Annotated in this window: 25 protein-coding genes; 17 read left to right on the top strand and 8 right to left on the bottom strand. The window is 56.7% G+C overall.

All coding sequences use genetic code 11. From position 1 onward, the window contains the following. Positions 1-48 precede the first annotated feature (48 nt). From SIC15_RS12385 to SIC15_RS12310, 16 genes are all read left to right on the top strand, one after another. Entirely contained in the window at positions 49-819 is a 771-nt protein-coding gene (locus tag SIC15_RS12385; RefSeq protein ID WP_069183288.1) for a ferredoxin--NADP reductase, read from the top strand. A gap of 436 nt (positions 820-1,255) precedes the next feature. Further along, positions 1,256-2,623 (top strand): group II intron reverse transcriptase/maturase, encoded by a 1,368-nt coding sequence (ltrA, locus tag SIC15_RS12380; protein WP_053115127.1) that lies wholly within the window; start codon positions 1,256-1,258, stop codon positions 2,621-2,623. A 146-nt stretch (positions 2,624-2,769) separates the two neighbouring features. Then, a complete protein-coding gene (locus SIC15_RS12375; RefSeq protein ID WP_412536047.1) occupies positions 2,770-4,350 on the top strand; it encodes a PQQ-dependent sugar dehydrogenase in 1,581 nt (526 codons plus the stop codon). A gap of 68 nt (positions 4,351-4,418) precedes the next feature. After that, positions 4,419-4,811, top strand: coding sequence for an acyl-CoA thioesterase (locus SIC15_RS12370; protein WP_412536046.1), 393 nt, complete (start codon positions 4,419-4,421; stop codon positions 4,809-4,811). Between the two features lie 113 nt (positions 4,812-4,924). Then, positions 4,925-5,734: a hypothetical protein gene (locus SIC15_RS12365; RefSeq protein ID WP_412536045.1), complete on the top strand. Its 810-nt coding sequence runs from the start codon at positions 4,925-4,927 to the stop codon at positions 5,732-5,734. Positions 5,735-5,994: 260 nt separating this feature from the next. After that, positions 5,995-7,020, top strand: coding sequence for an amino acid ABC transporter substrate-binding protein (locus SIC15_RS12360; protein WP_069183291.1), 1,026 nt, complete (start codon positions 5,995-5,997; stop codon positions 7,018-7,020). An 88-nt stretch (positions 7,021-7,108) separates the two neighbouring features. Continuing rightward, entirely contained in the window at positions 7,109-8,296 is a 1,188-nt protein-coding gene (locus tag SIC15_RS12355; RefSeq protein ID WP_412536044.1) for an amino acid ABC transporter permease, read from the top strand. Then, positions 8,296-9,381: an amino acid ABC transporter permease gene (locus SIC15_RS12350; RefSeq protein ID WP_412536043.1), complete on the top strand. Its 1,086-nt coding sequence runs from the start codon at positions 8,296-8,298 to the stop codon at positions 9,379-9,381. Before SIC15_RS12355 ends, SIC15_RS12350 begins: the two co-directional genes overlap by 1 nt. Positions 9,382-9,479: 98 nt before the next feature. Then, positions 9,480-10,190 carry an amino acid ABC transporter ATP-binding protein gene (locus SIC15_RS12345; RefSeq protein WP_227514516.1) on the top strand — a complete coding sequence of 237 codons (711 nt, stop codon included), beginning with the start codon at positions 9,480-9,482 and terminating at the stop codon, positions 10,188-10,190. A 149-nt stretch (positions 10,191-10,339) separates the two neighbouring features. Continuing rightward, positions 10,340-11,812: a gamma-mobile-trio recombinase GmtY gene (gene gmtY / locus SIC15_RS12340; protein ID WP_412536042.1), complete on the top strand. Its 1,473-nt coding sequence runs from the start codon at positions 10,340-10,342 to the stop codon at positions 11,810-11,812. Further along, positions 11,809-14,430: an integrase family protein gene (locus SIC15_RS12335; protein ID WP_412536041.1), complete on the top strand. Its 2,622-nt coding sequence runs from the start codon at positions 11,809-11,811 to the stop codon at positions 14,428-14,430. The genes gmtY and SIC15_RS12335 overlap by 4 nt, the downstream gene beginning before the upstream one ends. Next, complete coding sequence (gmtX, locus tag SIC15_RS12330) at positions 14,427-15,095, top strand: gamma-mobile-trio protein GmtX (protein ID WP_412536040.1); 669 nt, start codon at positions 14,427-14,429, stop codon at positions 15,093-15,095. The genes SIC15_RS12335 and gmtX overlap by 4 nt, the downstream gene beginning before the upstream one ends. After that, entirely contained in the window at positions 15,088-15,528 is a 441-nt protein-coding gene (locus tag SIC15_RS12325) for a VPA1267 family protein (protein WP_412536039.1), read from the top strand. The genes gmtX and SIC15_RS12325 overlap by 8 nt, the downstream gene beginning before the upstream one ends. Before the next feature lie 246 nt (positions 15,529-15,774). Then, entirely contained in the window at positions 15,775-17,316 is a 1,542-nt protein-coding gene (gene istA / locus SIC15_RS12320) for an IS21-like element ISSpu5 family transposase (protein ID WP_053114397.1), read from the top strand. Positions 17,317-17,327: 11 nt separating this feature from the next. Beyond that, on the top strand, positions 17,328-18,083 hold the full coding sequence (gene istB / locus SIC15_RS12315; protein ID WP_008170042.1) for an IS21-like element ISSpu5 family helper ATPase IstB: 756 nt from the start codon (positions 17,328-17,330) through the stop codon (positions 18,081-18,083). Between the two features lie 218 nt (positions 18,084-18,301). Continuing rightward, on the top strand, positions 18,302-20,296 hold the full coding sequence (locus SIC15_RS12310) for an AAA family ATPase (protein ID WP_412536038.1): 1,995 nt from the start codon (positions 18,302-18,304) through the stop codon (positions 20,294-20,296). Between the two features lie 231 nt (positions 20,297-20,527). Here the strand turns inward: SIC15_RS12310 and SIC15_RS12305 are convergent, their stop codons facing one another. From SIC15_RS12305 to SIC15_RS12280, 6 genes are all read right to left on the bottom strand, one after another. Then, a complete protein-coding gene (locus SIC15_RS12305; RefSeq protein ID WP_412536037.1) occupies positions 20,528-21,250 on the bottom strand; it encodes a cytochrome c biogenesis CcdA family protein in 723 nt (240 codons plus the stop codon). 25 nt (positions 21,251-21,275) lie between these two features. Beyond that, the gene (locus SIC15_RS12300; RefSeq protein ID WP_412536036.1) at positions 21,276-21,752 is read right to left on the bottom strand and encodes a hypothetical protein; all 477 of its coding nucleotides are present in this window, start codon (positions 21,750-21,752) and stop codon (positions 21,276-21,278) included. Between the two features lie 51 nt (positions 21,753-21,803). Further along, on the bottom strand, positions 21,804-22,241 hold the full coding sequence (locus SIC15_RS12295; RefSeq protein ID WP_412536035.1) for a c-type cytochrome: 438 nt from the start codon (positions 22,239-22,241) through the stop codon (positions 21,804-21,806). A 10-nt stretch (positions 22,242-22,251) separates the two neighbouring features. Next, complete coding sequence (locus tag SIC15_RS12290; protein ID WP_412536034.1) at positions 22,252-23,106, bottom strand: hypothetical protein; 855 nt, start codon at positions 23,104-23,106, stop codon at positions 22,252-22,254. A gap of 10 nt (positions 23,107-23,116) precedes the next feature. Continuing rightward, positions 23,117-23,629: a DUF411 domain-containing protein gene (locus SIC15_RS12285; RefSeq protein ID WP_412536033.1), complete on the bottom strand. Its 513-nt coding sequence runs from the start codon at positions 23,627-23,629 to the stop codon at positions 23,117-23,119. A 97-nt stretch (positions 23,630-23,726) separates the two neighbouring features. After that, positions 23,727-24,032 carry a hypothetical protein gene (locus SIC15_RS12280; protein ID WP_412536032.1) on the bottom strand — a complete coding sequence of 102 codons (306 nt, stop codon included), beginning with the start codon at positions 24,030-24,032 and terminating at the stop codon, positions 23,727-23,729. 249 nt (positions 24,033-24,281) lie between these two features. Here SIC15_RS12280 and SIC15_RS12275 point away from each other — a divergent pair, with 249 nt between their 5' ends. Next, positions 24,282-24,431, top strand: a complete 150-nt coding sequence (locus SIC15_RS12275) for a hypothetical protein (RefSeq protein WP_412536031.1) — start codon at positions 24,282-24,284, stop codon at positions 24,429-24,431. A gap of 722 nt (positions 24,432-25,153) precedes the next feature. Here the strand turns inward: SIC15_RS12275 and SIC15_RS12270 are convergent. Together SIC15_RS12270 and SIC15_RS12265 are read right to left on the bottom strand one after the other, a co-directional pair. Next, positions 25,154-25,879 carry a UDP-2,3-diacylglucosamine diphosphatase gene (locus SIC15_RS12270; protein WP_412536030.1) on the bottom strand — a complete coding sequence of 242 codons (726 nt, stop codon included), beginning with the start codon at positions 25,877-25,879 and terminating at the stop codon, positions 25,154-25,156. After that, positions 25,876-26,376 (bottom strand): peptidylprolyl isomerase, encoded by a 501-nt coding sequence (locus SIC15_RS12265; RefSeq protein WP_069183295.1) that lies wholly within the window; start codon positions 26,374-26,376, stop codon positions 25,876-25,878. The genes SIC15_RS12270 and SIC15_RS12265 overlap by 4 nt, the downstream gene beginning before the upstream one ends. Positions 26,377-26,481: the final 105 nt, after the last annotated feature.

Below are 26,481 nucleotides of genomic sequence, written 5' to 3'. Positions count from 1 at the left end.
TTAAATCATTCGCCGTAAAACAGCGTATCGAACAGGCAAGAGGTTTACATGAGCAACCTGATCAAAGAGAAAGTTACCAGCGTCCATCACTGGAACGATACCCTGTTCAGCTTCACCACAAGCCGTGATCCGGGCTTTCGTTTCAAAAACGGTCATTTCGTCATGATCGGTCTGGAGACCGAGGGCAAGCCGCTGATGCGCGCCTACAGTATTGCCAGTGCGAACTACGAGGAAGAGCTTGAGTTCTTCTCGATCAAGGTGCAGGACGGCCCACTCACATCCCGTCTACAGAAGATTCAGGTGGGCGACGAAATTCTGGTAAGCCGCAAACCAACGGGTACCCTGATCCTGGATAACCTGCTGCCGGGCAAGAACCTCTGGCTGATCAGCACCGGTACCGGGCTTGCCCCCTTCATGAGCATCATCAAGGATCCAGAGGTCTACGAGGCCTTCGATAAGGTGATCCTGACCCATGGCGTTCGTTACGTGTCCGAGCTGGCCTATCAGAAGGAAATTGAGGAATTGCCGGAGAACGAATACTTCGGCGAAATGGTCAAGGGCAAGCTGGTTTACTATCCCACCGTCACTCGCGAAGAGTTCCGCAACCGGGGCCGGCTGACCGATGCCATGGAAACCGGGAAGATTACCCGTGATCTGGACTTGCCGGACTTCGATCCGGAAAACGATCGGTTCATGATCTGCGGCAGCCCGAGCATGCTGAAGGACACCTGCGCCATCCTGAACAATATGGGTTTCAAGGAAGCCCGGGGCGGCGACATGGGGCATTACGTGATTGAACGGGCCTTTGTGGAGCAGTGAGTTTTCAGGGCCAGGCCGCCTTTGACAAAGCCGGAGCGTGATGCTCCGGCTTTTTTGGTGCGCCCGGCACGGGCGCACTCCTGGAGGTGCAAGTCCTCCCGTGAGCTGGCCACAGCGAACGAAGTGAAGCGCAACTGCGGAAGGGTGACCGACCGTGGGGAGGAAGCGTGGAGCGTAAACCGTGAGCCGATGAACAAGAATCGGATATGAGGCACTGCCAAGCAGGGCGAGCGGGCCAAAAGCCGCGAAGCTCTTGTGGCCAAGGCGAAGTGGTGTAAATCCGGCGGTTGTGCGGCGAAGGAGTGTGTTCTTACCCGGGGAGATCTCGCCTCATGCCTGAAAGGGCGACGTGGCAACACGGAGCGAGAAGTCAGCAGAGGCCATAGTAACCGCTAACACAGGGCGAAGGGCCGAACGAGAAGGAGCGTCAAACGCCTTGTCGATGAGCACTGTACGGCATCAGATGCCCGCGCCAGCGGGGCGGATCGCGCAACGGACAGGTGAAGCCTTGCCGAAGGCGATGAGCGATGAAGCAGGACTCCCGCGACAAGAACCGGAAGGCGCAGGGCGAAGCCTGCTTGAGCAGGCGTTCGCACGAGAGAATATGCAGCGGGCATGGAAGCGCGTGAAGGCCAACAAGGGAGCGGCAGGTGTGGACGGGTTGGACATTGCCCAAACCGCGGAACACCTGCGATGGGCGTGGCCTGAGCTTCGCCAGCACCTGCTGAGCGGCGCCTACCAACCACAGCCCGTCCGTCGGGTAGGCATCCCGAAGCCGGACGGCAGTGAGCGGGAACTGGGCATCCCCACCGTCACTGATCGTCTGATTCAACAGGCACTGTTGCAAGTGCTGCAACCTCTGATTGATCCCACCTTCAGCGAGCACAGCTACGGCTTCCGCCCGGGCCGTCGGGCCCACGACGCCGTGTTGGCTGCGCAGCGTTACGCCCAACAGGGCCGCCATATCGTGGTGGACGTCGACCTGTCGAAGTTCTTCGACCGGGTCAACCACGACATCCTGATCGACCGCCTGAAGAAACGCATAAACGACCCCGGCGTTATCCGGCTGGTTCGTGCGTACCTGAACGCGGGCATCATGGACGGTGGTGTGGTCATGGATCGGCACGAGGGCACGCCGCAAGGCGGGCCATTGTCGCCGTTGTTGGCCAACGTTCTGCTGGACGAGGTGGATAAAGTGCTGGAACGCCGGGGGCACTGCTTCGCCCGTTACGCCGATGACTGCAACGTCTACGTTCGCAGCCACAAGGCGGGAGAACGGGTCATGCAGTTACTCCGCCGCTGTTATGGAAAGTTGCGTCTGGTGATTAACGAAGCCAAGAGCGCGGTGACCAGCGTGTTCGGGCGCAAGTTCCTCGGCTATGCCCTGTGGCAAGGGAGGAACGCTGAGGTTCGACGCGCGGTATCCACCAGGGCGTTACAGGCGTTCAAGCTCCGGATCCGGCAACTGACCCGGGGATCAGGGGGTCGCAGTATTGAACAGGTGGTAGAGCAACTCCGCCGATACCTGCTCGGCTGGAAAGGGTACTTCAGGCTGGCGCAAACGCCACGCATCTGGCGATCACTGGATGAGTGGATACGTCGTCGTCTGAGAATGCTCCACCTCCGGCAGTGGCGGCGGGGTAAGACGATCTACCGGGAGCTGGTCCGGTTGGGTGCCAGTTCCTGGGTGGCTGAATCTGTGGCGGCTCTGAGTCGCCGCTGGTGGCACAACAGTCGCTCTGCCATCCACAATGTCCTGACGATTGCCTACTTCGACCGGTTGGGAGTGCCGAGACTCTCGTGAACCCTCAACGTCTCGAACCGCCCGGTGCGGACCCGCATGCCGGGTGGTGTGGGAGGGGTGGAGCCTCATGGCTCCCCCCTATCCCGATTGTTTGTATCTGACAGAATTGGTCGTATAAACGGCAAACGGTTATGGAGGCGGACAAAATGGCGGGAATGCAGGGAACGAAGAAAAACGTCATCAGTTTCCTGGTGGCACTGGTGGTCGGAGTGGTTCTTGGTACAGTGGTTCAGACCCAGCTAAACCTCCTCGCCCTTCAGGCCATCGGGGTGGGGGTTGGATTTGACGCCCGCCTGTCCGCCACTGTGCATGATCTGGTTTCCTTCGCGCCGCTTTATGGAATCCTTTTTGGTGTTAGTTTCGTCGTTTCCCAGGTTGTCGCTACCGCTGTCTCGCGTTTCGTGGGGCGTGGGCTGCGGGTACCGCTGTTCGCACTGGCCGGGGCCTGCGGGCTGTGGGTGGCGCTGCTGACAGCCAATGCACTGGCCCCCATGCCTACGCTCATTGCGGCTACCCGGTCTGCGGGTGGGCTACTCGCGATGTTGCTAACGGCGGCGTTTGCGGGTGCATTGTTCGCCCGACTGACGGCCAGGCGGCATACCGGTGTCGTTGGTCATGCTCCGACGGTTATTCTTGCCTGTTGCCTGGCACTGGGCCTCGGGTCGCTGCCCGCGCCGGTGCAGGCTCAGTCTCCCGGCAACTACACCGTCGAGACATTAATCTCCGGGCTGGAGCATCCCTGGTCCCTGGCGTTTCTCCCTGAGGGTGGCGCCCTGGTAACGGAGCGGGCAGGGCGGTTACGGCGCATTTCAGGGGAGTGGGGGCTGGATCCCGAGCCGATTACAGGCGTGCCGACAGTTTTCAATGATGCCCAGGCTGGCCTTTTTGATGTCCTGCTGTCGCCGGATTTTGAGGCTGACCGGGCGGTATTTCTCGCCTACGCTTGCGGTACCGCCGCAGCCAATCACCTATGTGTTGCCCGTTGTCAGTTACAGGGAATGGCTCTGCACGACGTAGTCGAGATATTCCGGGCTCAACCTGCGAAGCAGGGCAGTGCCCACTATGGTGGCCGAATGGCGTGGCTTCCCGATGGTACGCTGATCGTCACCCTGGGAGATGGATTTGACTATCGCGAGCAGGCGCAGGACCTGTCCAGCCATCTTGGCAAGATTGTCCGCCTGAACCCGGATGGCACCGCGCCCGAAGACAATCCCTTCGTTGGCAGCCACGATGCTCTTCCGGAAATCTACAGTTACGGACACCGCAATGTGCAGGGGCTGGTCTACGATTCCGTTGATGGTTTGCTGATTGCCCACGAACACGGCCCACGTGGCGGGGATGAGGTCAACATCATCGAGCCGGGACACAACTATGGCTGGCCGGTGATCACTCATGGCATCGACTACACGGGAGCGATGATCACGCCCTTTGTTGAGCATGAGGGTATGGAGCAGCCGCTGCTGCACTGGACCCCTTCAATCGCGCCCTCAGGGATGACCCGCTACAGGGGCGAGCTGTTTCCGGACTGGCATGGCAACTTGCTTGTGGGCGCGCTCGCCGACAGAAGTGTGCATAGGGTGACGCTGGACGGACGGCAGGCCAACGATACGGAAACGATGTTCGAAGAGCTTGATGAGCGGATTCGGGATGTTGCCACCGGACCTGAGGGCGCAGTGTATTTGCTTACCGACAGCGCCGACGGGCAGCTTCTGCGTATCGTGCCTTAGTCGGATATCTGGGTTGTTTGCGTGTGGCCGGTGTATAGTAGGCGGTTTTCAGAAAAGGGGAAGCCACCATGTTTCATCTGGAACTGGAACCACGTTTCAGCGATACCGATGCCCTTGGGCATATCAGCAATACCAGTCTGCCAGTCTGGTTCGAGCAGGCCAGAACGCCGGTTTTCCGGATTTTCCATCCCACCCTTGAGGCGGAGACCTGGCCGCTGATCATTGCGCGCCTGGAAATCGACCTGTTGGCCCAGAGTTACTGGCATATTCCGGTCAAGATCAAAACGGGTATCGGCAAGATCGGCAATTCCTCGTTCCATGTGGTTCAGGAAGCCTGGCAGGGCGATAAGCAGATAGCGCGGGGCGTCGCCGTGTTGATTCATTTTGATTACGAGACCGAGAAAGCCCTACCGATTCCTGACGACATCAGAGCTAGACTGACCGAACATGTTGTAGAGTGATCGCGCGCACTTTTTGGCTTTCCCGGAGGCGTTTGGTGTTTCGTAGATCGCTTGCATCGCTTGTTCTTATCACGGCTTATGCACTCGCTGGTTGTGATTCCGCGAATGAGACTATGGATCCCGGTCCAGAGTCTCGGTATTTGTCCGCGTCGGAGAGCCCTGATGTGGATGTTTCCCTGGCGCTGACCTCCGCGCAGTTGGACTGGGTCGGTCAACAGATTTTCTGGAACGAATGCGCAGGTCGTTTCCAGTGCCTGGTCCACTGGAACGATGGTGAAGCGTTCCCTTCGCTCGGTATCGGGCACTTCATCTGGTATCCGAAGGGCGTTGAAGGTCGGTTTGTCGAGAGCTTTCCCGCGCTGATGGAATACATGGAGCAACGGCAAGTCAATATTCCCGAATGGTTGCTGGCTCTGGAGCCGTTCGACGCTCCCTGGAGCGAAAAAGCGGAATTCGTGGCCGTCGAAGACTCGCCCCGGCTGGCGGAACTGCGGGAGTTTCTGGCCGGCACCCAGGGGGTCCAGGCTGAATTTATATTCCGGCGGGCCAGGCAGTCGCTTGGAAAAATCATTGAGTCCGCTCCGGACGATCGAAAGTCAGAAGTGGCTAACAGGGTGAAAGCGCTCAGTCAGACCCCCGGCGGCGTCTACGCCATCATCGACTATGTGAATTTCAAGGGAGAGGGGCTCTCACCCACGGAACGCTACAACGATCAGGGCTGGGGGCTACTGCAGGTGCTGCTGGAAATGTCGGGCTCGCCTGACCGCAGTGCCCTCGAGCAGCTTCGGGAGGCGGCCGCTACTGTTCTCACGCGTAGAGCTGAGAACGCAAAAGATCCCATCGAACGAGAGCGCTGGCTGCCAGGCTGGTTGAAACGCCTCGAAACCTATGAAGAGCCACCCGTCTTCAAAATTTCCGAATAAATTTGCATAAAAACTAGTTCATTTACCGAACCTTGTTCTACTTTTAAGGAGCACGGCTCCAATGCTGCCTTTTTCTGGCGCATGGAGTCGCAATGAGGGCACTGTATCAGTGCATGAAGCAGCGTCACCTCGTTTCAGATCTGTCTGTAACGCCCTGGTGGCGGATAAAAACAATACAAATCATGGGTTTAAGATGTATGGCTCGCAAATTGCTGAGTCCATGCGTCTCGAAAAACCAACTGATGTTCGGAGAAAAGACAATGAGAAAGACGAAATCGATTGCCCTGGGGATTGCTCTGGCCGTAGGTACCTTCTCGGCTACTGGTGCGATGGCCGCCACGACTCTGGAGAACGTCAAGGAGAAGGGGCACCTGCAGTGTGGTGTTACCACCGGTCTTCCGGGATTCTCCCAGCCTGATGAAAAAGGCAACTGGACCGGTATCGACGTTGATACCTGCCGCGCCGTAGCTGCAGCGATCTTTGGTGATGCCTCCGCAGTCGAATTTACGCCCCTCACTGCAAAAGAGCGTTTTACCGCACTGCAGTCCGGTGAAATCGACATGCTCTCCCGGAACACCACCTGGACGTTGACCCGTGACGCTTCGCTGGGTCTCAACTTCGCGGGCGTGAACTACTACGACGGCCAGGGTTTCCTGATCAACAAGGATATCGGGGTTACCGATGCAACCCAGCTTGACGGTGCCTCAATCTGTATCCAGGCGGGCACCACCACAGAACTCAATCTGTCCGACTACTTCCGTGCCAAGGGCATGGAATTCAAGCCGATCGTGTTCGACACATCCGAGCAAACCGTTCAGGGTTTCTCTGCGGGACGCTGCGACGTTCTGACGTCTGACCGCTCCCAGCTGGCGGCACTGCGCTCCAAACTGCCGGACCCGAGCGCGGCAACGATCCTCCCGAACACCATCTCCAAAGAGCCTCTCGGTCCGGTCGTCCGTCAGGGCGATGACCAGTGGTTCAACATCGTCAAGTGGGTGCTTTCAGTGCAGATCAACGCTGAAGAACTGGGCGTAACAAGCGCCAATGCTGACGACATGCTGAAGTCTGATAATCCGAACATTCAGCGCCTGCTGGGTACGGATGGCGACATGGGCGCCAAGCTTGGCCTGCCTGACGACTTCGGTCACAAGGTTGTGAAACTGGTCGGTAACTATGGCGAAATGTACGACCGCAATGTGGGTCCGGACACACCGCTCGGTCTGGATCGGGGTATCAACGCCCTGTGGACCGATGGCGGCATCATGTATGCCCCGCCAGTCCGGTAACACCTGAAAGCACACCGGGGCGCCTCGCAAGCGGCGCCCCGGTGATCTCTGATGAAGTCAGCTGCAGGGAAGCCTTTCGGAACATTGCATGAAAAAACAAACAATTGATTCAAGACCTGCGGGGCCCAAGCCCTGGTATGACCCCCGGGTACGTTCACTCTTTTTCCAGGTTGTCGCCATAGCCCTCGTTTTCTGGGCTGGCTGGACACTGGTAGAAAACACGCTCGCCAACATGGAGAGCCGGGGCATCAGCACCGGTTTCGGCTTTCTTGATGAGACTGCCGGTTTCGGCATCATCATGAGCCTGATCCCTTACGATGCCACCATGACCTATGGCCGAACCTTCTGGGTTGGCCTGACCAATACCCTCCTGGTCTCCGCAATGGGCATCGTTGCTGCAACGATTCTCGGATTCATCATCGGCGTGGCCCGTCTGTCCAGTAACTGGCTGGTTGCCAAGGTGTCCCTCGTTTACATCGAGGTCATCCGGAATATCCCGTTACTGCTGCAGATCTTTTTCTGGTATTTCGCCGTTCTGGGCGCCTTGCCTTCGCCGCGCCAGAGTATCGATGTGGGCGGTACCATGTTTCTCAACAACCGCGGGCTTTATGTCCCGGAACCCCTGGCACAGGACGGTTTTGGGCTGGTCTGGGGGGCTCTGGCAATCGCCATTGCCGCAGTTGTTGGCATTCGAATCTGGGCCAAAAAGCGGCAGCTGACTACTGGCCAGATCTTTCCCACCTTCAAGGTTGGTGTTGCACTTCTGGTCCTGTTGCCGGCAATTGCCTACTTCGCCGCAGGCAGCCCGCTCGAATGGGAAGTACCCGCACTGAGGGGCTTCAATTTTGGTGGTGGTATTACCATCATTCCCGAGCTTGCCGCCCTGTGGGTGGCGTTGTCGCTGTACACGGCCAGTTTTATCGCAGAGATAGTCCGGTCCGGTATCCTGTCAGTGAGCAAGGGCCAGACGGAAGCGGCCAAAGCGCTGGGACTCCCTAACGGACTTACGTTGCGCCTGGTTGTGATACCGCAGGCAATGCGCGTCATCATCCCGCCATTAACCAGTCAGTACCTGAACCTGGCGAAGAACTCATCCCTTGCGACGGCCATCGGCTATCCGGATCTCGTTGCAGTCTTCATGGGCACCACCCTTAACCAGACCGGGCAAGCGGTCGAGGTTGTAGCGATCACCATGGCGGTTTATCTCACGATCAGCCTCTCGATCTCGTTGTTCATGAATATCTACAACCGGGCTGTGGCGATTAAGGAGCGATGATGACTGAGTCAACCATGAAACCACCCAAGAAGGCGCTCAGTCCGATCAAGTGGATGCGAGAGCACCTGTTCTCAACCTGGTACAACGCCTTGCTGACCCTTGCCGTTGGCTATTTGCTGGTGACCAGTGTCGGCCCCCTGCTGAACTGGTTGCTGTTCGAAGCGAACTTCCAGGGCCAGGATGCGAGTGACTGTTCTGGCGCGGGCGCGTGTTGGCTGTTTATCAGTCAGCGTCTGAATTTCTTCATTTACGGGTTCTACCCTGATGAGCTGCAGTGGCGTGTGGACGCCATGTTCCTGCTGCTGGCCATTGCGTTTGTTCCCCAGTTCATTGAGCGGTTCCCTGGTCGCAAATGGCTCGGGATTTTCGGCATGACCGGCTTGCCCATCATCGGGTATTTCCTGATTCCTGGCGGCACGTTCGGCCTTGAGGTTGTCGAGAGCACAAAATGGGGCGGCCTGATGCTGACCCTGATTCTCGCCTACATCGGCATCCTCGCCTCTCTGCCTATTGGCATTCTACTGGCCCTTGGACGGCGTTCGGAGATGCCGATCATTCGTGGTCTGAGCGTGGTGTTCATTGAGGTCTGGCGGGCGGTGCCCCTGATCACAGTGCTGTTCATGGCCTCGGTGATGCTGCCGCTATTCCTGCCCGAAGGCGTCAACTTCGAAAAACTGGCGCGGGCCCTGATCGGTATCACACTCTGGCAGTCTGCCTATATGGCGGAAGTCATCCGGGGTGGTCTGCAGGCCATTCCGCGGGGCCAGTATGAGGCAGCGGACGCCCTCGGGCTCGGCTACTGGCGGAAAATGGGGCTCGTTATTCTTCCCCAGGCACTGAAAATGGTGATTCCTGGAATCGTGAACACCTTCATTTCACTGTTCAAGGACACCACGCTGGTCCTGATTATCGGCCTCTTCGATGTGCTTGGTACGGTCCAGTCCACTGTGACTGACCCGGCGTGGCAAAACGTTGCCATCGAAGGCTATGTCTTTGTCGCTTTCTGTTTCTGGGTCTTTTGCTTCGGCATATCCCGCTACAGTCAGAACCTTGAACGCAAACTCGACACCGGTCATAAAACCTGATGGGTAATCCAATGACAGAACAAACCCAGACATCCAACGTGACGTCCTCCGGGCAGGGCGGCACCGACAAGAAACCCGATATCATTCGCGTGGAAGGGATGCACAAGTGGTACGGGGATTTTCACGTGTTGAAGGACCTGAACCTGACAGTGGCCCAGGGCGAACGAATTGTCATCTGCGGGCCGTCCGGCTCCGGTAAATCGACATTCATTCGCTGCATTAACCGGCTGGAAGAGCATCAACAAGGCAAAATCATCGTCGACGACGTTGAGCTGACGGATGATGTGCGCCAGATTGATACGGTTCGCCGGGAAGTCGGCATGGTATTCCAGCATTTCAACCTGTTCCCGCACCTGACAGTGCTCGAGAACTGTTGCCTTTCACCGATTTGGGTCCGCAAGATTCCTCGTAAAGAGGCGGAAGCGACGGCCATGGAGTATCTGGAGAGGGTAAAGATCCCCGACCAGGCTCTCAAATATCCCGGACAGTTGTCCGGCGGCCAGCAACAGCGGGTTGCGATTGCCCGAGCCCTGTGCATGAAGCCGAAAATCATGCTGTTCGATGAGCCAACGTCGGCGCTGGATCCCGAAATGATCAAGGAAGTGCTCGATGTCATGATTGAGCTAGCCGGCAGCGGCATGACGATGCTTTGTGTAACCCATGAGATGGGCTTTGCCAAAACCGTGGCCGACAGGGTCATCTTCATGGATGGTGGTGAGATTGTGGAGGAAGCACCACCGCACGAGTTTTTTACAAACCCGCAGGAAGCTCGGACCCAGAAGTTTCTCCAGCAGATACTGGCGCACTGAAGCAAAGGGCAAAAAAAACCGGGCATTTGTTCTATATAGTACATAGAACTGTGTAATTTTGATAAAAACCCCCTTAGTTGGGGGGTTCTTTTCCTGAAGACTGCACTATATATATAGTATATACTGTGTAATTTGTGCAGGATTCAAGGATGTTTGCAACGAAGGTTACAGCTAAGGTAGTTCAGGATAACAGTGGCGTGGCCACAGAGATCCCGGTGATCCTGACCGACCAAGGGGTTTTGGGGTCGGTCACAGATTATGTGCTTAGCCTTCACCTAAATGGCATCTCACTTTCAACAATCACCAACCATATTCAGTCGATTAGACTCCTCATCGAGTTTATGGATGCCAACGAAGGCATGTTCGATGAACCCGAAGCGTTGTTCGCTGGCTTCGTCCGACGGCTCTACAGCGGGACCATCGGTGAAGATGGATTGGACCCCTCTGGCCTGTATTGGATACCGGCCAGTAATGGCACGATACATCGACACATCAGCAATCTGACGAATTTCACCAATTGGCTTTCGGACAAAGGTCTGGGCAAGCCTCTCAATACCTTGCGCACAGCCACTCGACATGAGGAACGCATTCAGTACGCCGCTTGGTTTAGGCGTCACCAGCATGATTTCCTCGGGCACATTAAAGACACCTCGATTAGTACCACGGTAAAGAGAGCCCGCAGCATCAAGGGCAGGACACCTCTGGCAAAAACCAATGACGATGCCATCGCCTTCCCTACGGGAAAGTTTGAAGACTTCTATATGAAGGGATTGGGAGGAGCCAAAGACCCGCGAGTTGTGCTGCGGGACAAGCTTATCGTACTCCTGATGCACGGGGCGGGATTGAGAGTGAGCGAAGCACTGTTGCTCTGGGTCACCGATGTCTTTGACGACCCCTCCGATCCAGATCGGGCAATCGTGAGGATCTACAACGAGATAGAAGGTAAGGCACCTGAAGGCTGGAAGTCCCGAAAAGGGATAAAAACCCGCAAGGCGTACCTGCAAGAAAAGTATTCACGCATACCGCGCCAGGAGATGCAAAACACCCAGCATCTCGGCTGGAAATCCAAAACCCTGGATCACAAGAATGGTTATCTGGAGGCGTATTTCTTCCCGAAGGAGTTTGCACGGGTATTCATGTCGCTGTGGCGACAGTATTTGGTTTTCCGTGCATCGGTGGAGTGCCATCATCCCTATGCGTTTGTCAGCTTTGACTCTCGCTATCTGGGTAATTCCTATACCTACAATTCCTTCAACCAAAACTATGCGGCTGGGCTAAGACGAATTGGCCTCGAACCCGACAAGACCGTAGGGTTAGATCCTCATGGCCATCGCCACAACTATGGCCGTCGATTGACGGATGCCGGAGTCGATCCGCTCATTCGCAAAAAGTGCCTGCATCACGCAAGCCTGGAGTCTCAGGTTCCTTACACCATGCCCTCCAGCACGAAAGTCTCGGAAGCGCTGTCCCAGGCAACACAACAACTTCAGCTGCAATCCGATAAGCCAACGAACCAAGGATCTTTCGATTGGAAGGAGTTGGCACAGCATGGCTTTGAAGACCTCGATCCAGACGGCTACTTCACCGGCAAGAATCCACGATTAGGCAAGGGCAAATCATGACCCAAAAACGGCAGAATAAAGGCTACACCACTGACCTGACATTTGGGTGGGTCACACAGGACCTTGGGCCAGAATGGTTGCAATGGCAGCAGTATGCCGCTGAGTGGGTGGCAAAGAATCCTTCGAACAGTGCGATGCGCTTAGAGGCCATCAAGCCTTTTTTGTTGTACCTGAAAATTAAAGCTCCTTACGCGCACGACATCGCTTCGATGTTCAAGGGTCATCGAGACGGCCACCAAGTATCAAGTGAAGAGTTCAACGACTACTTGCTGAGCAGAGGCGTTAAAGCAAGATCTTCTCAATACGTCAAATTGGTATACGGATTATGCGATTACATCCTCAAACACCATTTGAGCGTTGACGATGATAACGGTCATCCTGTTGCGTTGTTTCGAAATCCTTTCGAAGAAATCAAGAGCAGCCGATTAAATACAGAAACCGTCCACAGCCCCTTGCCCTATCGCTACATCCAGCAACTGAGGCACATCCTCTGCCCCTATCCAACCGAAGATCCTAGCAATAAAGCGCCATGGTTAGGCCGCCATTTCCGGGACTGGCATTGGGCCATCGATCACCTTCAGAATGGCAACGCGGGGTGGATGGAAGTGCCGCCCGAGGTCATCGACCCTGATGATCCAGATTGCGTTGTGCGGACGCGGATTGTGACAAGGAATAATAAAAGAGTTGAGGTCCACGAAATCTGGTCGCCGGTTATGGCGATGTTCCTGTTCACCAAACTGCACCTACCGTTGCGTTCTTTTCAGGTGAGGCTTCTGGACTCCGGCGAGGGCGATACCTGGCGCTATGAAGGTGGGCAATGGGTGGAAAACACCAAGCATCCCTTCAAGTATGGGACGCCCAAGCGATCCTATCAAAAGGGGGTTTTCCGACGGATTTATGACTCTATGACGGAGAGGTACTCGACCGGCCTCTACGTCTCCACTAACAAAACCGCCGACCAGAATAAGGACGAAGTTCAGCGGGGGTACACCATCCCCTGGCGGCACGAAGAGCTGCTGTATTGGCTGGAAAAACTCCGAAATTGGCAAGAGAAATACAATCCCATTGACCGGTTGGTTAAAGGTACCGAACTCAAAAGGGCGCACTTGGGTCATACGAAATCCAAGCAACAATTAAAAGAAATGGGCGAGTTTGCCTTTTTGTTCCGAGATCGAAACTCAGCCCTCCCCATTCCCAAAATGTCAGGTAGCAGTCCTTGGTATCGCTTGCTCTCCAAACTGGAGGAGGATGCCTTCCAAGCGGGCCACACGATGGCCAACGGCGACCGCCTTCGGTATGTGAAAGACTACGGCGAGGACTTTGAACATGGTGAATCCGCTAAGGTGGCAACGGAATACCCGCTCCATAGCCTTCGGGTCTCCTTGATCACCTGCTACACCATGGACACCGATCTCCCCTTGCCGGTGATTTCGAAGCTTCTGGCCGGCCACACCCGGCTTCTGATGACGATCTACTACAACAAGATCACGCCCTCCGTCATGGCCGACAAAATGAAGGAGGCGCACGCAGTTCTGTCTGAAAGAGGTGAAGGCTCGCTCCGAAACTTTCTGGTGGACGCAGAGATGAGGAAGATTCCGCTCCGGGCTGCGTTTCACAATGACCAGCACAATTCCGTCAAGAGCGTACTTGCCAACCGGAATCCCATTGGCTGGGAGGAACGGGCCACGGGCTTATGCCTGGTCGGAGGTAACACCGTGCGCTCGGACGAGCTGTCCACCGTAGGCGGCTGCTGGAACGGTGGCCCGATAATTCGGGATGCCGAAAGGCCAGATTCCAGAGTTTATGGACCTGTACCTCACGGGCCGGAAAATTGCCCCCGCTGCCGCTGGCACATTACCGATGCCACCTATCTCCCGGCACTCAATTCGGCGTTCAACCAGGTCAGCTACAAGGCGCACCAGGCCGCCGAGCTGTCTGTTGAGCTAGAGGGTAAGCTAGAAGCGCTGAAAGACGAGCTGTTCATCGCTGAGGAAACCGGTGCCGTGTTTCTCAAGCACAACGAGCTACAGGCCTCAGAACGCCGTTACGAGAAGCAGAGGGTAGAGGCCGATGAGTACGCCAAGGATTACATCGCCATTTTCAACCTGATCAATCGGGTGATCCAGATCGAAAATGGGCGTGAAGAGGGCGACAACGGGCAAAAGCTGATCGCGGTCGGCTCCGATGAAGACCTCAAATATAGTATGAAGTTCGTCGAAACCGACTCGGAGTTGCTGCACCTGGCGCTGTTGTGCGAAGACGCTGAGTTCCACCCCGATCTGCATGATGATCTGCGCAAGACGCCCGCGATCGCCAAGCGTACCAACGCCTTGAGCCGCATGATGGCCCGCTCCGGGTACAAGCCCGTTTTCCTTGAAATGGACGAACAAACCCAGTTGATTGCGGGTAACGCGCTCATGCGCAAGATGGCCAAAATCGCCGCCCCCGAAGATCGGCTGGAGGGCTATCGGATCGCGTCCAATTACATCGAGGCGCAGGAGTTCCTCAAAGACGATCGGCTGCTGAAATCCGGGTTTGACGCCGTGAAGAAGATAGCCCCGATCAGCTTGCCTACTGAATCCGTGGAGCGGATTCCCGCTCTGGAGGTGGAAGAATGAACATCGATACCGATGCGGTTCTGGAGTCCCTCAAGGACGGCAAAACCGCTAAAACGCAGTCGTCCCTAGATACGCTCAACCAGACCCTGAAAGACTACTACGAATCCGGTGCCCGGGACTTCTCCATCACCACCATAGGGCGTGTCTCAGAGGAAAATGGCGGCGTGGGCTATCAGTCGATTCGTGCCACCGCGAACAAGCATTATCGGGACCTGATTGAGGCGTGGGCCGCTAAGGCGAAGACCACCACCAAGAAGCCACCGGTAGGGCCTGCCAAGAGACCAACTCAGGACCATCAGCTGCTTGAGCGGATTGATGATACGGCTGTGCGAGCCCTTTTCGGGCAAATCATCCGTGAGCGGGATCGCTACAGAAGCGAAGCCAACATGCTCAAGAACCAAACCCAGATCGTCATCGACAAGCGCCCTACGGCTTACAGCGAACCCCAGTCAGACGCCAGTGTGGAGCTGCTTCCCTCGTTGAAGGGAATCTGCTCTGACAACGAGATTAAAGCCCTGCAAGCCGTCTGCACCGATGAGTGGCTCGAAAAGCTCGGGTTCCAGGCGAACAAATTGGGTCAGGTGAAGGATGAGTTTGGCATGGAAATCCTGCCTCGTGGCTTCCTGACCGGGCTCAAGAAGATCTTGGGGGAAATTGATGAGTAATGGTCAGGAAAGAGCACGTCAGAACCTGAATGCCTTCCAGAGCTGGGTGGCCACCCAAACGGATGACGACTTTAAGCAGATCCTCTTTCGGGGCCAGTTAAACCGTGGCGAAGTGGCCAAAGCCATAGGCATCGGAAAGAGCGCGTTGCGCCAGAATCCGGCCATCAAAACGGCGCTGGAGAATCTGGAACAGAACCTGCGTGATCGGGGTGTTCTGCCAGAACTGACCGAAACCGCCCAGGCCCAGCGATCAGAACCCCAGCGTTATGATCCCAGCGTTAACAAAAGAGCCATGGAATCGAGAAGGCTCTCAGTGCTGGAGCAGGAAAACATTGAGCTAAAGGCCCGGGTGGCAACCCTCGAAGCCAAGCTAAAACGGTACGGTGAACTGTCCGAAGTCCTCACAGAGTTAGGAGTCGCGCCCGATGCATGAAGAGTATTTCCGTGTCACCAGTTGCCAACACAACGGCTATAAATACACGATCTTCACGGGCGTCTGCGTATTCCAGACCAAGGTTGCCACTGATTCCAGACGAAGCCTGCCACCCATTCCACGCGAAAGCTGCCACTGATTCCACGGCAAAGCTGCCACCCTGGCAGGCTGCCTGATTTCCCCATCAAAACGTCCGGCGCGGGATAACTAACGGTACTCTGCTCCTTTTCATCCGGAGAGGGCCAGATGCCAGCGATGAGGTTATCCATGCGTAAAATCAAAGAAGTCCTTCGCCTCAAGTGGGAGCGAGGGCTGAGTAACCGGCAGGTTGCCGCAGCCTGCGGCATCAGTCGCCCCACTGTGAGCGAGTATCTGCGGCGTGCTGCTGAGGCGGAGCTTGGCTGGCCGCTGCCAGAGGATCTGAGTGAAGCCCAGCTGGAGCAACGGCTGTTCCCGCCACCACCGGATCTGCCGGCACAGGCCCGAGGCATTCCGGATTGGAAGCGAATCCACGATGAACTCCGGGGCAAGAACGTCACCCTGTTCCTGCTCTGGCAGGAGTACCGGGAAGCCAATCCGGATGGCTACCAGTACAGCTGGTTCTGCGAGCACTACCGGGCCTGGCAGGGCAAGCTGGATCTGGTGATGCGTCAGGACCACCGAGCCGGTGAAAAGCTGTTCGTGGACTATGCTGGGCACACGGTGCCCGTCATTGATCGCACCACCGGTGAGATCCATGAGGCGCAAGTCTTTGTGGCGGTGATGGGTGCGTCCAATTACACCTACGCCGAGGCCACCTGGAGCCAGACCCTGCCGGACTGGATCGGCTCTCACATCCGAGCCTTCGAGTTCCTGGGCGGCGTGCCGGAACTGGTGGTTCCGGATAACCTCCGTTCCGGCGTCAGCAAGGCCCATCGCTACGAGCCGGATCTCAATCCGACCTATCAGGATATGGCTAGCCATTATGGCGTGGCCGTTGTCCCCACACGGGTTCGCAAGCCCCGTGACAAGGCCAAGGTGGAAGGTGGCGTATTGATCGTTGAGCGCTGGATCCTGGCGGCCCTGCGCCATCGTCAGCACTTCTCCCTGGGGCAGCTCAACGCCACCATCCGTGAGCTGTTGGAGAAGCTCAATAGCCGCCCCTTCCGCAAGTTGCCCGGGTGCCGGCTTGATCACTTCAAACAGCTGGACCAGCCGGTTCTACAACCGCTACCCGCCGAGCCGTATGTCTACGCCGAGTGGAAAAAAGCCCGGGTACACATCGACTACCACGTGGCCATCGATGGGCACTACTACTCGGTGCCCTACACCCTGATCAAGAAAGAGGTGGAGGTCCGGATCACCCACAACACCATCGAATGCTTCCACCGGGGCAACCGGATCGCCAGCCACCGGCGTTCGGATCAGAAGGGTCGGCATAGCACCATCGCCGCTCACATGCCGGAGTCCCATCGCCAAGCCGGCGAGTGGACCCCAGAGCGACTGACCGCCTGGGCAGCCAAGACTGGACCGGCAACTGAAAAGCTTATCCGTACCGCGCTGGGGGCAAGAAAGCATCCGCAACAGGCCTATCGGTCCTGTCTGGGCATTCTCCGGCTGGGCCAGAGCTACGGCGAGGCACGATTAGAACGTGCCTGCCAACGCGCCCTGATGCTGGGCAGTTGCCGATACAAGAGCATCGAATCCATCCTCAAGCACCGCCTGGATGAGCAGCCCCTGGAAGAGCAACAAGAACTGGCCTTACCCGACACACACGACAACATCCGTGGCCCCGCCTACTACCACTGAAGGAACCTGACATGCTGAAACATCCCACGCTGGATAAGCTCCACGCCCTCAAACTGACCGGCATGGCCGCCGCCCTGGCGGATCAATCGGCCACCCCCGACATTACCGACCTGAGCTTCGAGGAGCGCCTTGGCCTGCTGGTCGACCGGGAAATGACGGAACGGGACAACCGACGCATGAGCAGCCGCCTGCGCCGGGCCAAGCTGCGACACGCCGCCATCCTCGAAGACATTGATTACCGGAACTCACGGGGCCTGGATAAAGGGCTTGTCCAGAGTCTGGCCAGCTGCCAGTGGGTGAAGGAACACCTGAACGTGCTCATCACCGGCCCGACTGGCGTCGGGAAAACCTGGTTGGCCTGTGCTCTGGCACACAAGGCCTGCCGGGAGGGTTACACCGCCCAGTACGTCCGCCTGACCCGGCTGCTACGAGAGCTGACCATCGCCAAGGGCGATGGCCAATACTCAAAGCTCCTGACCAGCCTGGCCAAGGTCGACGTGCTGATCCTGGATGACTGGGGGCTGATGAAGCTGAGCGCGGAGAACCGGCGGGACTTGCTGGAGGTGCTGGAAGACCGACATGGCCGGCGCTCCACCATCGCCACTAGCCAATTACCCATCGAGGAATGGCACGGCATCATCGGTGACGCCACTCTGGCAGATGCCATCCTGGACCGGCTCGTACACAACGCCTACAAGATCAATCTGCGGGGCGAATCCATGCGAAAACAGCAGGCAAAGTTGACGGGCACTGAGACTTCGGAGTAAGAAGAGAAACCCCGCGTCGCTACGCTCCGATGGGTGGCAGCCTTGCTCCGGTCCGGGTGGCAGGCTTCACGTGGAATGGGTGGCAACCTTCAGCGGTTTACGCAGGCGTCCCCCTCAAGGCTGATAGTTACAAAATCAACTCGGGCAAATACATCGTTAGCATCCGATGCGAAAACCAGTCCCTGCCTATCAAGCCGTCCGTTGGACAGCAATGGCGGGTGCGTGGTGCGAGAACCCTGGAGACCGTTCAGGCAGGCGATTATAAGCTTCAGCAGCATTTGTATGATGCCCCGGCTGAGATGGAGTGCACGCTGCCGGAAACGGGCGAGGCGCTGATCCGATTCATTGCCAATGAAAAGGAGTTCACCGGCATCGGTGAGGCCAAAGCACGAGCCCTCTGGGACGCTTTTGGCAGTGACCTGCATACCATGCTCCAATCCGATACCTCCGAGCACAGAAGCCGTCTCAGGGAGGTTCTTAGCGACATTTCAGTAAACGCTCTATACACCGGCTACGCCAAGTACAAAAACCTTGCGCATGCGAACTGGCTGGCCTCTCTGGGAGTGCCGCTGAGCATTCAGCAACGCATTCTGAAATACCACGATAATCGTACCGTTGAGGTACTCAAGAGCAATCCTTACGCATTGCTCGGATTCGGGATGTCTTTTGCCGATATCGATGCCATTGCTGAACAAATGGGCATGGAGAAATCGGCACCGGTGCGGCTCGCAGCTGCTTTAGAAAGTGCGATACGAAAAGAGGTAGAAAAGGGGCACACCTACGCCACTCATCAGGCGCTCAGGCCCGAGGTGGTCAAGCTGCTGGGCGATAAAGCGCTGGTTGCAGAGGCGTTCGCCAGCGGTTATCGCAACGGCCAGTTCATTCTCAGGCCAGAGACAGGCACCTACCATCCCACCGCCCAAATCATGATGGAGTCGGTCGTTGCCAAGCGGCTCAAGGCCCTGGCCGCGATCAAGGATGATGATGAATCCGTCTTCAAGGCACTAACCGAGGCGGTACAGGAGCTGCCCTACGACCTGACCGAGCAGCAGGTCCAGGCGGTCGAATCGAGCCTGACAAATGCGGCGTCCTGCATCACGGGTGGTGCCGGTACGGGCAAGACCACGGTTCTTCGAACCGTGCTCAAAGCCTATGCTGCGCTGGGCTATAAGGTTCATGCCGTCGCTTTATCAGGGCGAGCAGCCATGCGGCTGCATGAGAGCATCGGATTCTTCACCATGACGATTGCTCGCTTGTTACGGGAAGAGCCGATCTCGCCGTCATTAGATGAGCCGAAGCATCTCCTGGTCATCGACGAAGCCAGTATGATCGACCTCCCGACCATGTATCGGATCATTACGCACCTCGACCCTACGGTACGCATCATCCTGACCGGCGACCCGAACCAGCTGCCAGCCATCGGATGTGGCAAAGTCCTCTCTGACATTGTCGAATCCGGTGCAATCGCTACGGTTGAGTTGAGCATCGTCAAACGCCAAGAAGGCTCGACGGGCATCCCGGAATACTCGGCCACCATCAATCGGGGTGAGATTCCCCCTTCGTTATCGGTTGGCGCAATCACGTTCCACGAGACGCCTCCGCAGCAGGTGGTCGATAAGTGCAAATCCTTGTATGCGGAGTCGCCCTATAACACCCAGATCATCGGAGCCACCAAGGCTCTCGTTGGCGAGGTGAACCGTGAATACCAAAAGCTGATCAATCCCGATGGGGATCGCTTGCAGTTTAGGCTGCATGGCGATGAGTTCTTCCTCGATATGAGAGTGGGCGACCCGATCCTCTTTACCAGGAACAACTACAACATCGGCATTCAGAATGGGTCACTTGGCATCTTATCCTCAACAGAGCGCGACACTCAGGATGGCCAGGAAACATTTGGTATCGTGACCCTGGACGCCGGAGAGGCCATTTCAATTACGGATGAAGTCTTCGATTGCATGGAGCTTGGTTACGGAATCACGCTCCATAAAGCTCAAGGGAGCCAGTTCCCGAGAATCATCGTGGCAGTCCAGAAGGGTCGCATCTCAGACCGTGCGTGGCTTTACACGGCGATTACCCGTGCCGAGGCAGAGATCCACATCGTCGGGCAGGCTAGTGATTTTGCGTCCATCGTAAAATCGGTAAGCAATGCCACAAGGCGGGCGAGCTTCTTGAGGGAGTTGCTGGAAGAGAGGGATTCGGGGGTTAGCCATTAACGGCATGCCCCCTCATCGCCGGTCGCGGCCATCGGGACCTCTCCCTGTACCGCAATTTCATCTTAAACGATCATCGGTGGTCGTCAAATACCTCAAAATCAGCTCATAAACAAAAGCGAACATTCGCCCAGGTGCAGCCGCTGGATTACCGAGAATGGGCTTTGGCCTCTCCAGACTCGCCATCCTTTGGAATCTGTGGGCCTTTGTCCATTTAGTTTAGCCCTAGAAAAATCAGCCAAGCTTTCCAAGAATTGGGAACGTCGACAACATCCACGACGCAAAGAGTGTCATCTGGCCGGTAAGCACCATCACACCCATGATAACCAGCACCAAGCCTGCCAAGGCTCTAAGCCATCGACTCCAGCGACTTAACCAACGCACTCGTTGCCGAAAGTGCTCCATGAACAAGGCGGTACCCAGAAACGGAAGCGCCAATCCCAACGAATAGACAGCAAGATACAGCATGCCGGTTTCGGCATTCGCATGGGTGGAACTGAGCGCCAGGATAGCGCCCAATATGGGACCAATGCACGGCGTCCAACCCACCGCAAAGGCGATACCGAGAAGGAACGCTGCTGTGGGACGTCCACCCTCAAGGGTTTGCCCAAAACGCCAGTCCCGCTGCAAGGCGGGTACGCTCCACCAACCGAGCATAAATAGGCCCATCAGAACAATCAGCACGCCAGCCACCAGGTTGGCTTCTCGGCGGTAGGCCATCAACCACTGCCCAAGGATGCTCGCGCTCGCACCCAGAGCCACGAATACCAGACTGAAGCCCATCACGAAACAGAGGCTCAGCCAGATGGCCTTCAACCGATTCGAGGCCTCAGTCAAAGCGCCTCCGGTAACAATCGACAGATAGCCGGGAACCAGAGGCAGGGTGCAGGGCGAAAAGAAAGAAACCAAGCCGCCCGCAAACGCAGCAGCAACCCCCCAGGTCGCAAGATCAGGCATTTAGCCTCCTATCACTATGCAGCGGTCAAACCGCCCAGAAATCAAACTTGATGCCTTTTTTGAACACGCCGTGTTCCAGAATGGCCCGCGCCTTCCATAACATCTTGCCGGTACCGCACTCCGGGAGCGTGATAGTGCCTTGGTATACGCCCTTATCATCAGGCAGCAGGCGTGTCCGGACCATGCCCATGTACATGTGTAGCCCCTCGAAATCGACGATCAGGGAATCCGCAGTCATGTTGTCGAGGCGCACGCGAATGGGAATTTCGGTCATCGATTCGATCGTGTCCCGACCAAGTTCAAGGGTGATACTCTGATCGCCCTTTCGCCCGACGCATTCACCTTCAAAAGGTGCACATCCTTCAGTGGCATAGAAAGTAACACCGGCATCGGGATCCGGCTTCAGGTAGCGCGGTAATACCAGGATGGCTGCCGCCACGACACTGAAACCGGCAACACCAAGAAGCAATGAACGATTTTGGATGTACTGTTTCAATGGCATTTCCAAGAGTCCCGAGATTGATAGTTAACGTCTTCTGATTGCCGTGAGAGGTCAGGAGGAAGCCTCTGGCTCAGTGGCATTCTGGCTTTCTTCCAGTTGATACCGGCGCTGATCCTCATCCCAGAAGGTCTTCAGGTACTCAATCACGGCCTGTATCTCCTGGTCGGTGAGGGTGTCCCTGAACGCCGGCATGGTCAGCCGGTCAGTCTTGTTGAAGGGGTGTCGCCACCCCTCCGCGATCATTCTGAACAACATGGCATCGCTGTGACGCCAGGTATGGCCGGTTTCATCATGAGGGGGCGGCGGCCTCTCACCGGCCTCATCCGGTTTTTGCCAGTTGGCGGCACCTTCACCCTGCCATCCGTGGCAGGAAGCGCAGTATTGCTCGTACACCTGACGGCCTTCGGCCAGCTTCGCCGGTACACTATCGCTGGTCGCCGACCCGCCCGGTGCCATTCCGGCAACTGGCGCAGCGAACAGGACGAGCAAGGCACCCCACCTATTCATGAACAGCTGCCCATTGGCCAGAAGCATTGCGGGCGAGCAGATCACCTTTTTCGGTGCCCAGGACAAGCCCCTGCCTGGATGAGAATGTCAGAGCGGTCACGGCCCCGGCGACCTCAACGCCTTCCCAGGTTTCGCCACCGTCCGTACTGTGATGAAGCTGACCCTCGACGACGGCATAAACGTTTTCAGGAGCCTCTGGATCGTAGGCAATAGCGGATACAACGCCGCGCAGCTCGCCCGCGTCGCCCCAGAAGCAGAAGCAGTCCATGGACCGGGCGACGCCGCGAGTGGTCCCGGCAAACAGCCAGCCGCTCTCCATGCTGCCGGGCATGTCCGAATGCAGGAACGCCTGCACCGGCTCCCGGGGCCCACTATCCACTTTTACCCATTCAACGCCGGCGTCCCTGGAACGGAACATGCCGTCTTTTTCATGGTAGGCGTACAGAGTATTCGGCTGGGTGGCGTGAGCGGCAATGGCGGTAATACCGGCCTCGGGCAGGGTATCATTGAGCGATTGCCAATTCTCACTCGCACTGTCATAACGCCAAACGCCTAGGCCAGGTCCGGCCAGGTAAATGCGATTGTCCGCGCCTCTGGCCAGAGAGCGGGGCTCGGCACCGGAGGCTGCCGGTGGCAGGGGCACTTCGGTGACCGCCTGACCTTCGAGGGCAAAGAGGCCGCCGTTTCTGAGTACCAGCAGTGCGCCTGAGGCGTTGGTCGCCAGTGCCTTCACCTGCTGGCTGTGGTCCCCAGGCTGGGCTTGAGCCGAGGCAGGCATGGCGACAGCCAGCATGAGCAGGAAAAAACCTGAGAGCAGGATGCCCGGGTGTTTAACCATCGTTTTCATGGGGCTGACCTCAGTAATCCGTGTGTTCGCGGAAAACACGTTGCTGGCCGTTGGCGTTGAAGGCGATCACCTGGTAATCGTCCTTCCGGCCCGTCTCCATGCCAGGGGTTCCATGGGGCATGCCCGGCACCGAAAGCCCTGTGGTTTCGGGCTGAGGGTTTTCCAGATAGGCCAGAATGTCACGGGCGGGCACGTGCCCTTCAATGACCAGGCCATCGATCAGCGCCGTATGGCACGAGGCCATGTCCCGGGTGACACCATGTTCCTGCTTGACTGCATTGAGGTTATCGGTCTCCACAATTCGGGTTTCAAATCCGTTGGCAGCGAGGTGCTCAGCCCAGGACTGGCAGCAACCGCAGTTGGGGCTCTTGTAGATGGTGATGGCCTTTTCTGTCTGCTGAAGACTGGCCAGGGCAGCTTGTGATTCGACAGGTTCGTTGGCGGAAATTGCCAGGGTGGTGAAGCCGGCAGCAAAGACTGTGGCGGCCAACCCCGTATAGAGGGCAAAAGTTTTGGTTTTCATGGATGATCCTAGATCGATATGAGCTTTGGGCAGCGTAACGCCCGGGGCATGCGTCGCATCCCCGGGCTCTGTGTGTCAGTTCAGGTCAGTGTTCGAACTAGCCTGCCTGACCGCCTTTATCTTCGGTGTCGCCGTGGGTGGCTTCGCTGGTATGGCTCTGCATCATTTTCATGCAGGACTCCATCATGGCTTCACGATCTTCGGGGGACATGTCAGACATCATGTTCATCATTCCCATCATGCCTCCCATTCCATCCATGCCTTGGGATGACATCATTCCATGGTGGTCGGAATGACCGGCCATCATGCCTTCACCCTCGCCATGGGCGAATGAGGAGAAGAGCGCGACGCTGCCTGCCAGAGTTGTGGCTGCCACGATAAACTTGAGTTTTGAATTACGCATTTGATTCACTCCGGTTAAGGCCTCGTTTCGGATAAACGGAAACTCAGGACCTTGTCGCAAGTAATAACGTCAAAGAGTCTGCCGCAATGGGCAAACGTCCGGGTTAAGACTCAGGAGTGATGTTCTGGAGGGGGAGTAATCGAAGCCAGGAACGGATTCTGATAAAACGCCGCTCGGGTGATCGATAGGGGCTGAGAGCCGGTATCGGTAAAACCGAGGGAACTCCCTGGTAAGAGAGCGAGGCTCACGTTGACCCCGCATTTGACCAACCCGGTGGCGCTCGCGCAGGCCATTTCAGGGGCGGAAACGCAATCCGTTGCGGTGTCGGAGGAAGAACTGGAGTTTTCGGCCTGGACGGTCATCATCGAGCCGCAATCCGCCATTGCCGTCTCCGCCTGATTAACCGCTACGTTTGACATAGCAAACGCAGGCCCGCTCATCACCAGCAGTAGTGATAGCAACAGGGCCATGATTGGGCGGCTTTTTGCGGGCATCCTGATTGTAAGTTCCAAGTTGGAAAGATAGGTCTGTGACACACAGACTAGGAGTCAGTTCCACAGATCATAGCAGTTTTTGGTTCAATGTTTACAGATCGGGATGGCGTTTTTGCGAGGCCACGTTGGGGGAATTTCAATCCAGGCGGGGGATTGTCAGTTACCGAGTATTTGCCTCGCCAGGAGAAACGTAGAGATTTGAACCCTCTCCCTCGTATCAATTTCATGCCGCGAAGCGTTCACTGCATAACAAGTGACCGTGGTTCTGCCTGCATATTGAATGTCCGCTTTGGGACCAGAGCTACGGCCGGCCAATTTATTGTGGCAACCTCCAGCTACAGTATGAGTATGGTGGTATGACCACTGCTAACTGTTAAGCATCCCCGAGGAAGTTATCTTTATCTGTGCTCTCACTCGATCACATCGCTGGTCGTCAAATACCTCGGGTGAATCGTCGCTTGCGGCGAGAGGGCAGAGCCCTTGGAACAAGCGCTTCTATTTTTACACACCGAATTACACACTATGTAAAAATAAAGAATGCCCCAAAAGGCTCTGCTCATGGGGCACTCACTCACTCGCTCAGTGAATTACATAATTTGCACTATATACTCCAAATGCCCGGTTTTTTTATAACGGTTGTTTCTTCAGCTCTGGCTCTTTACCAGGTTCCGCCTCGAGCCACCAGATGTTCTTGTCCCAGTCGCCCAGGACAATCCGCTTTGCCGGCAAGCCGTTGGCAATGAGCTCATGCACGGCGGGGCGGTGGGTGTGGCCATGAATCATGTGCTGGACACCGTGGGCTTCCATATCCTTGATCACTTCCTCCGGCGTTACGTCCATGATGAACTCTTCCTTGCCCTGATTTTTCGCCATGCTGATTTCCCGCAGCTGGCGGGCCATCTGCTGGCGGTCCTCAAGAGGACGCTGGAGTATCATCTGTTGCCACTGAGGGTTGCGCATGTTGGCCCGGAACTTCTGGTACTCCACATCGGCCGTGCACAGGCTGTCGCCATGCATGAGGAGGGTAGGGGTGCCGTGCAGATCGATTACCGTGGGGTCGTCCAGAAGGCTTGCGCCGGCCCGCTTGCAGAAATCCTCACCAATCAGAAAATCCCGATTGCCGTGCATCAGGAAGATGTCGGTGCCGCTATCCCTCAGTTTGCGCAGGGCAGCAGCAATCTGTTCCTGGAGCGGCGTGCGTTCGTCATCGCCGATCCAGGCCTCGAAGAAATCACCGAGGATATAGAGCTGATCAACGCCGCTGGCTGTCCCGTCGAGAAACCCCAGAAATGCCTCAGTAATATCCGGGCGGGATTCCTCAAGGTGAAGGTCTGAAATAAACAGCGTGGTCACGCGTCCTCCAGAACCTCAGCCTTTTCGATAACCACGTCATCGGCAGGCACGTCCTGGTGGCCCGCTCGCATGGTGGTGCGGACCGCACGGATTGCGTTGACCGTGTCCATGCCCTCGACAACCTTGCCGAACACGCAGTATCCCCAGCCTTCCGCGTTCTTGGCGGTGTGGTCGAGGAAGCCGTTATTCTCAACGTTGATAAAGAATTGGGCGGTAGCGGAATGCGGGTCCATGGTGCGTGCCATGGCGATGGTGCCCTGCATGTTGCTCAGGCCGTTATCGGCTTCGTTCTGGATGGAATCGCGGGTTTTGCGCGGCGTCATGCCGGGCTCGAAGCCTCCGCCCTGAATCATGAAATTGCTGATCACACGGTGAAAAATGAGGCCATCGTAAAAACCGTCGCGAACGTACTGTTCAAAATTCTTGGCGGTTTCCGGTGCCTTGTCATAGTCCAGTTCCAGCTTGATGTCACCGTAGTTGGTTGTCAGCAGAATCATCAGGTTTTCCTGTTCAGAAAGGTTAGGTACGTTACAGGGCCCATTGTACTCAAGAGTTTCCTGCTATGCATGAGTCCGGCAAGGATTTGTGAGTATAATACGCGG

Origin of the sequence: Marinobacter sp. MIT932201 (assembly GCF_047123295.1) — a bacterium.
In the GTDB taxonomy this organism is placed as follows: Bacteria; Pseudomonadota; Gammaproteobacteria; order Pseudomonadales; family Oleiphilaceae; genus Marinobacter; species Marinobacter salsuginis.
The sequence above is the reverse complement of the archived record's forward strand: the minus strand, read 5'-3'. Positions and strand labels throughout refer to the sequence as shown.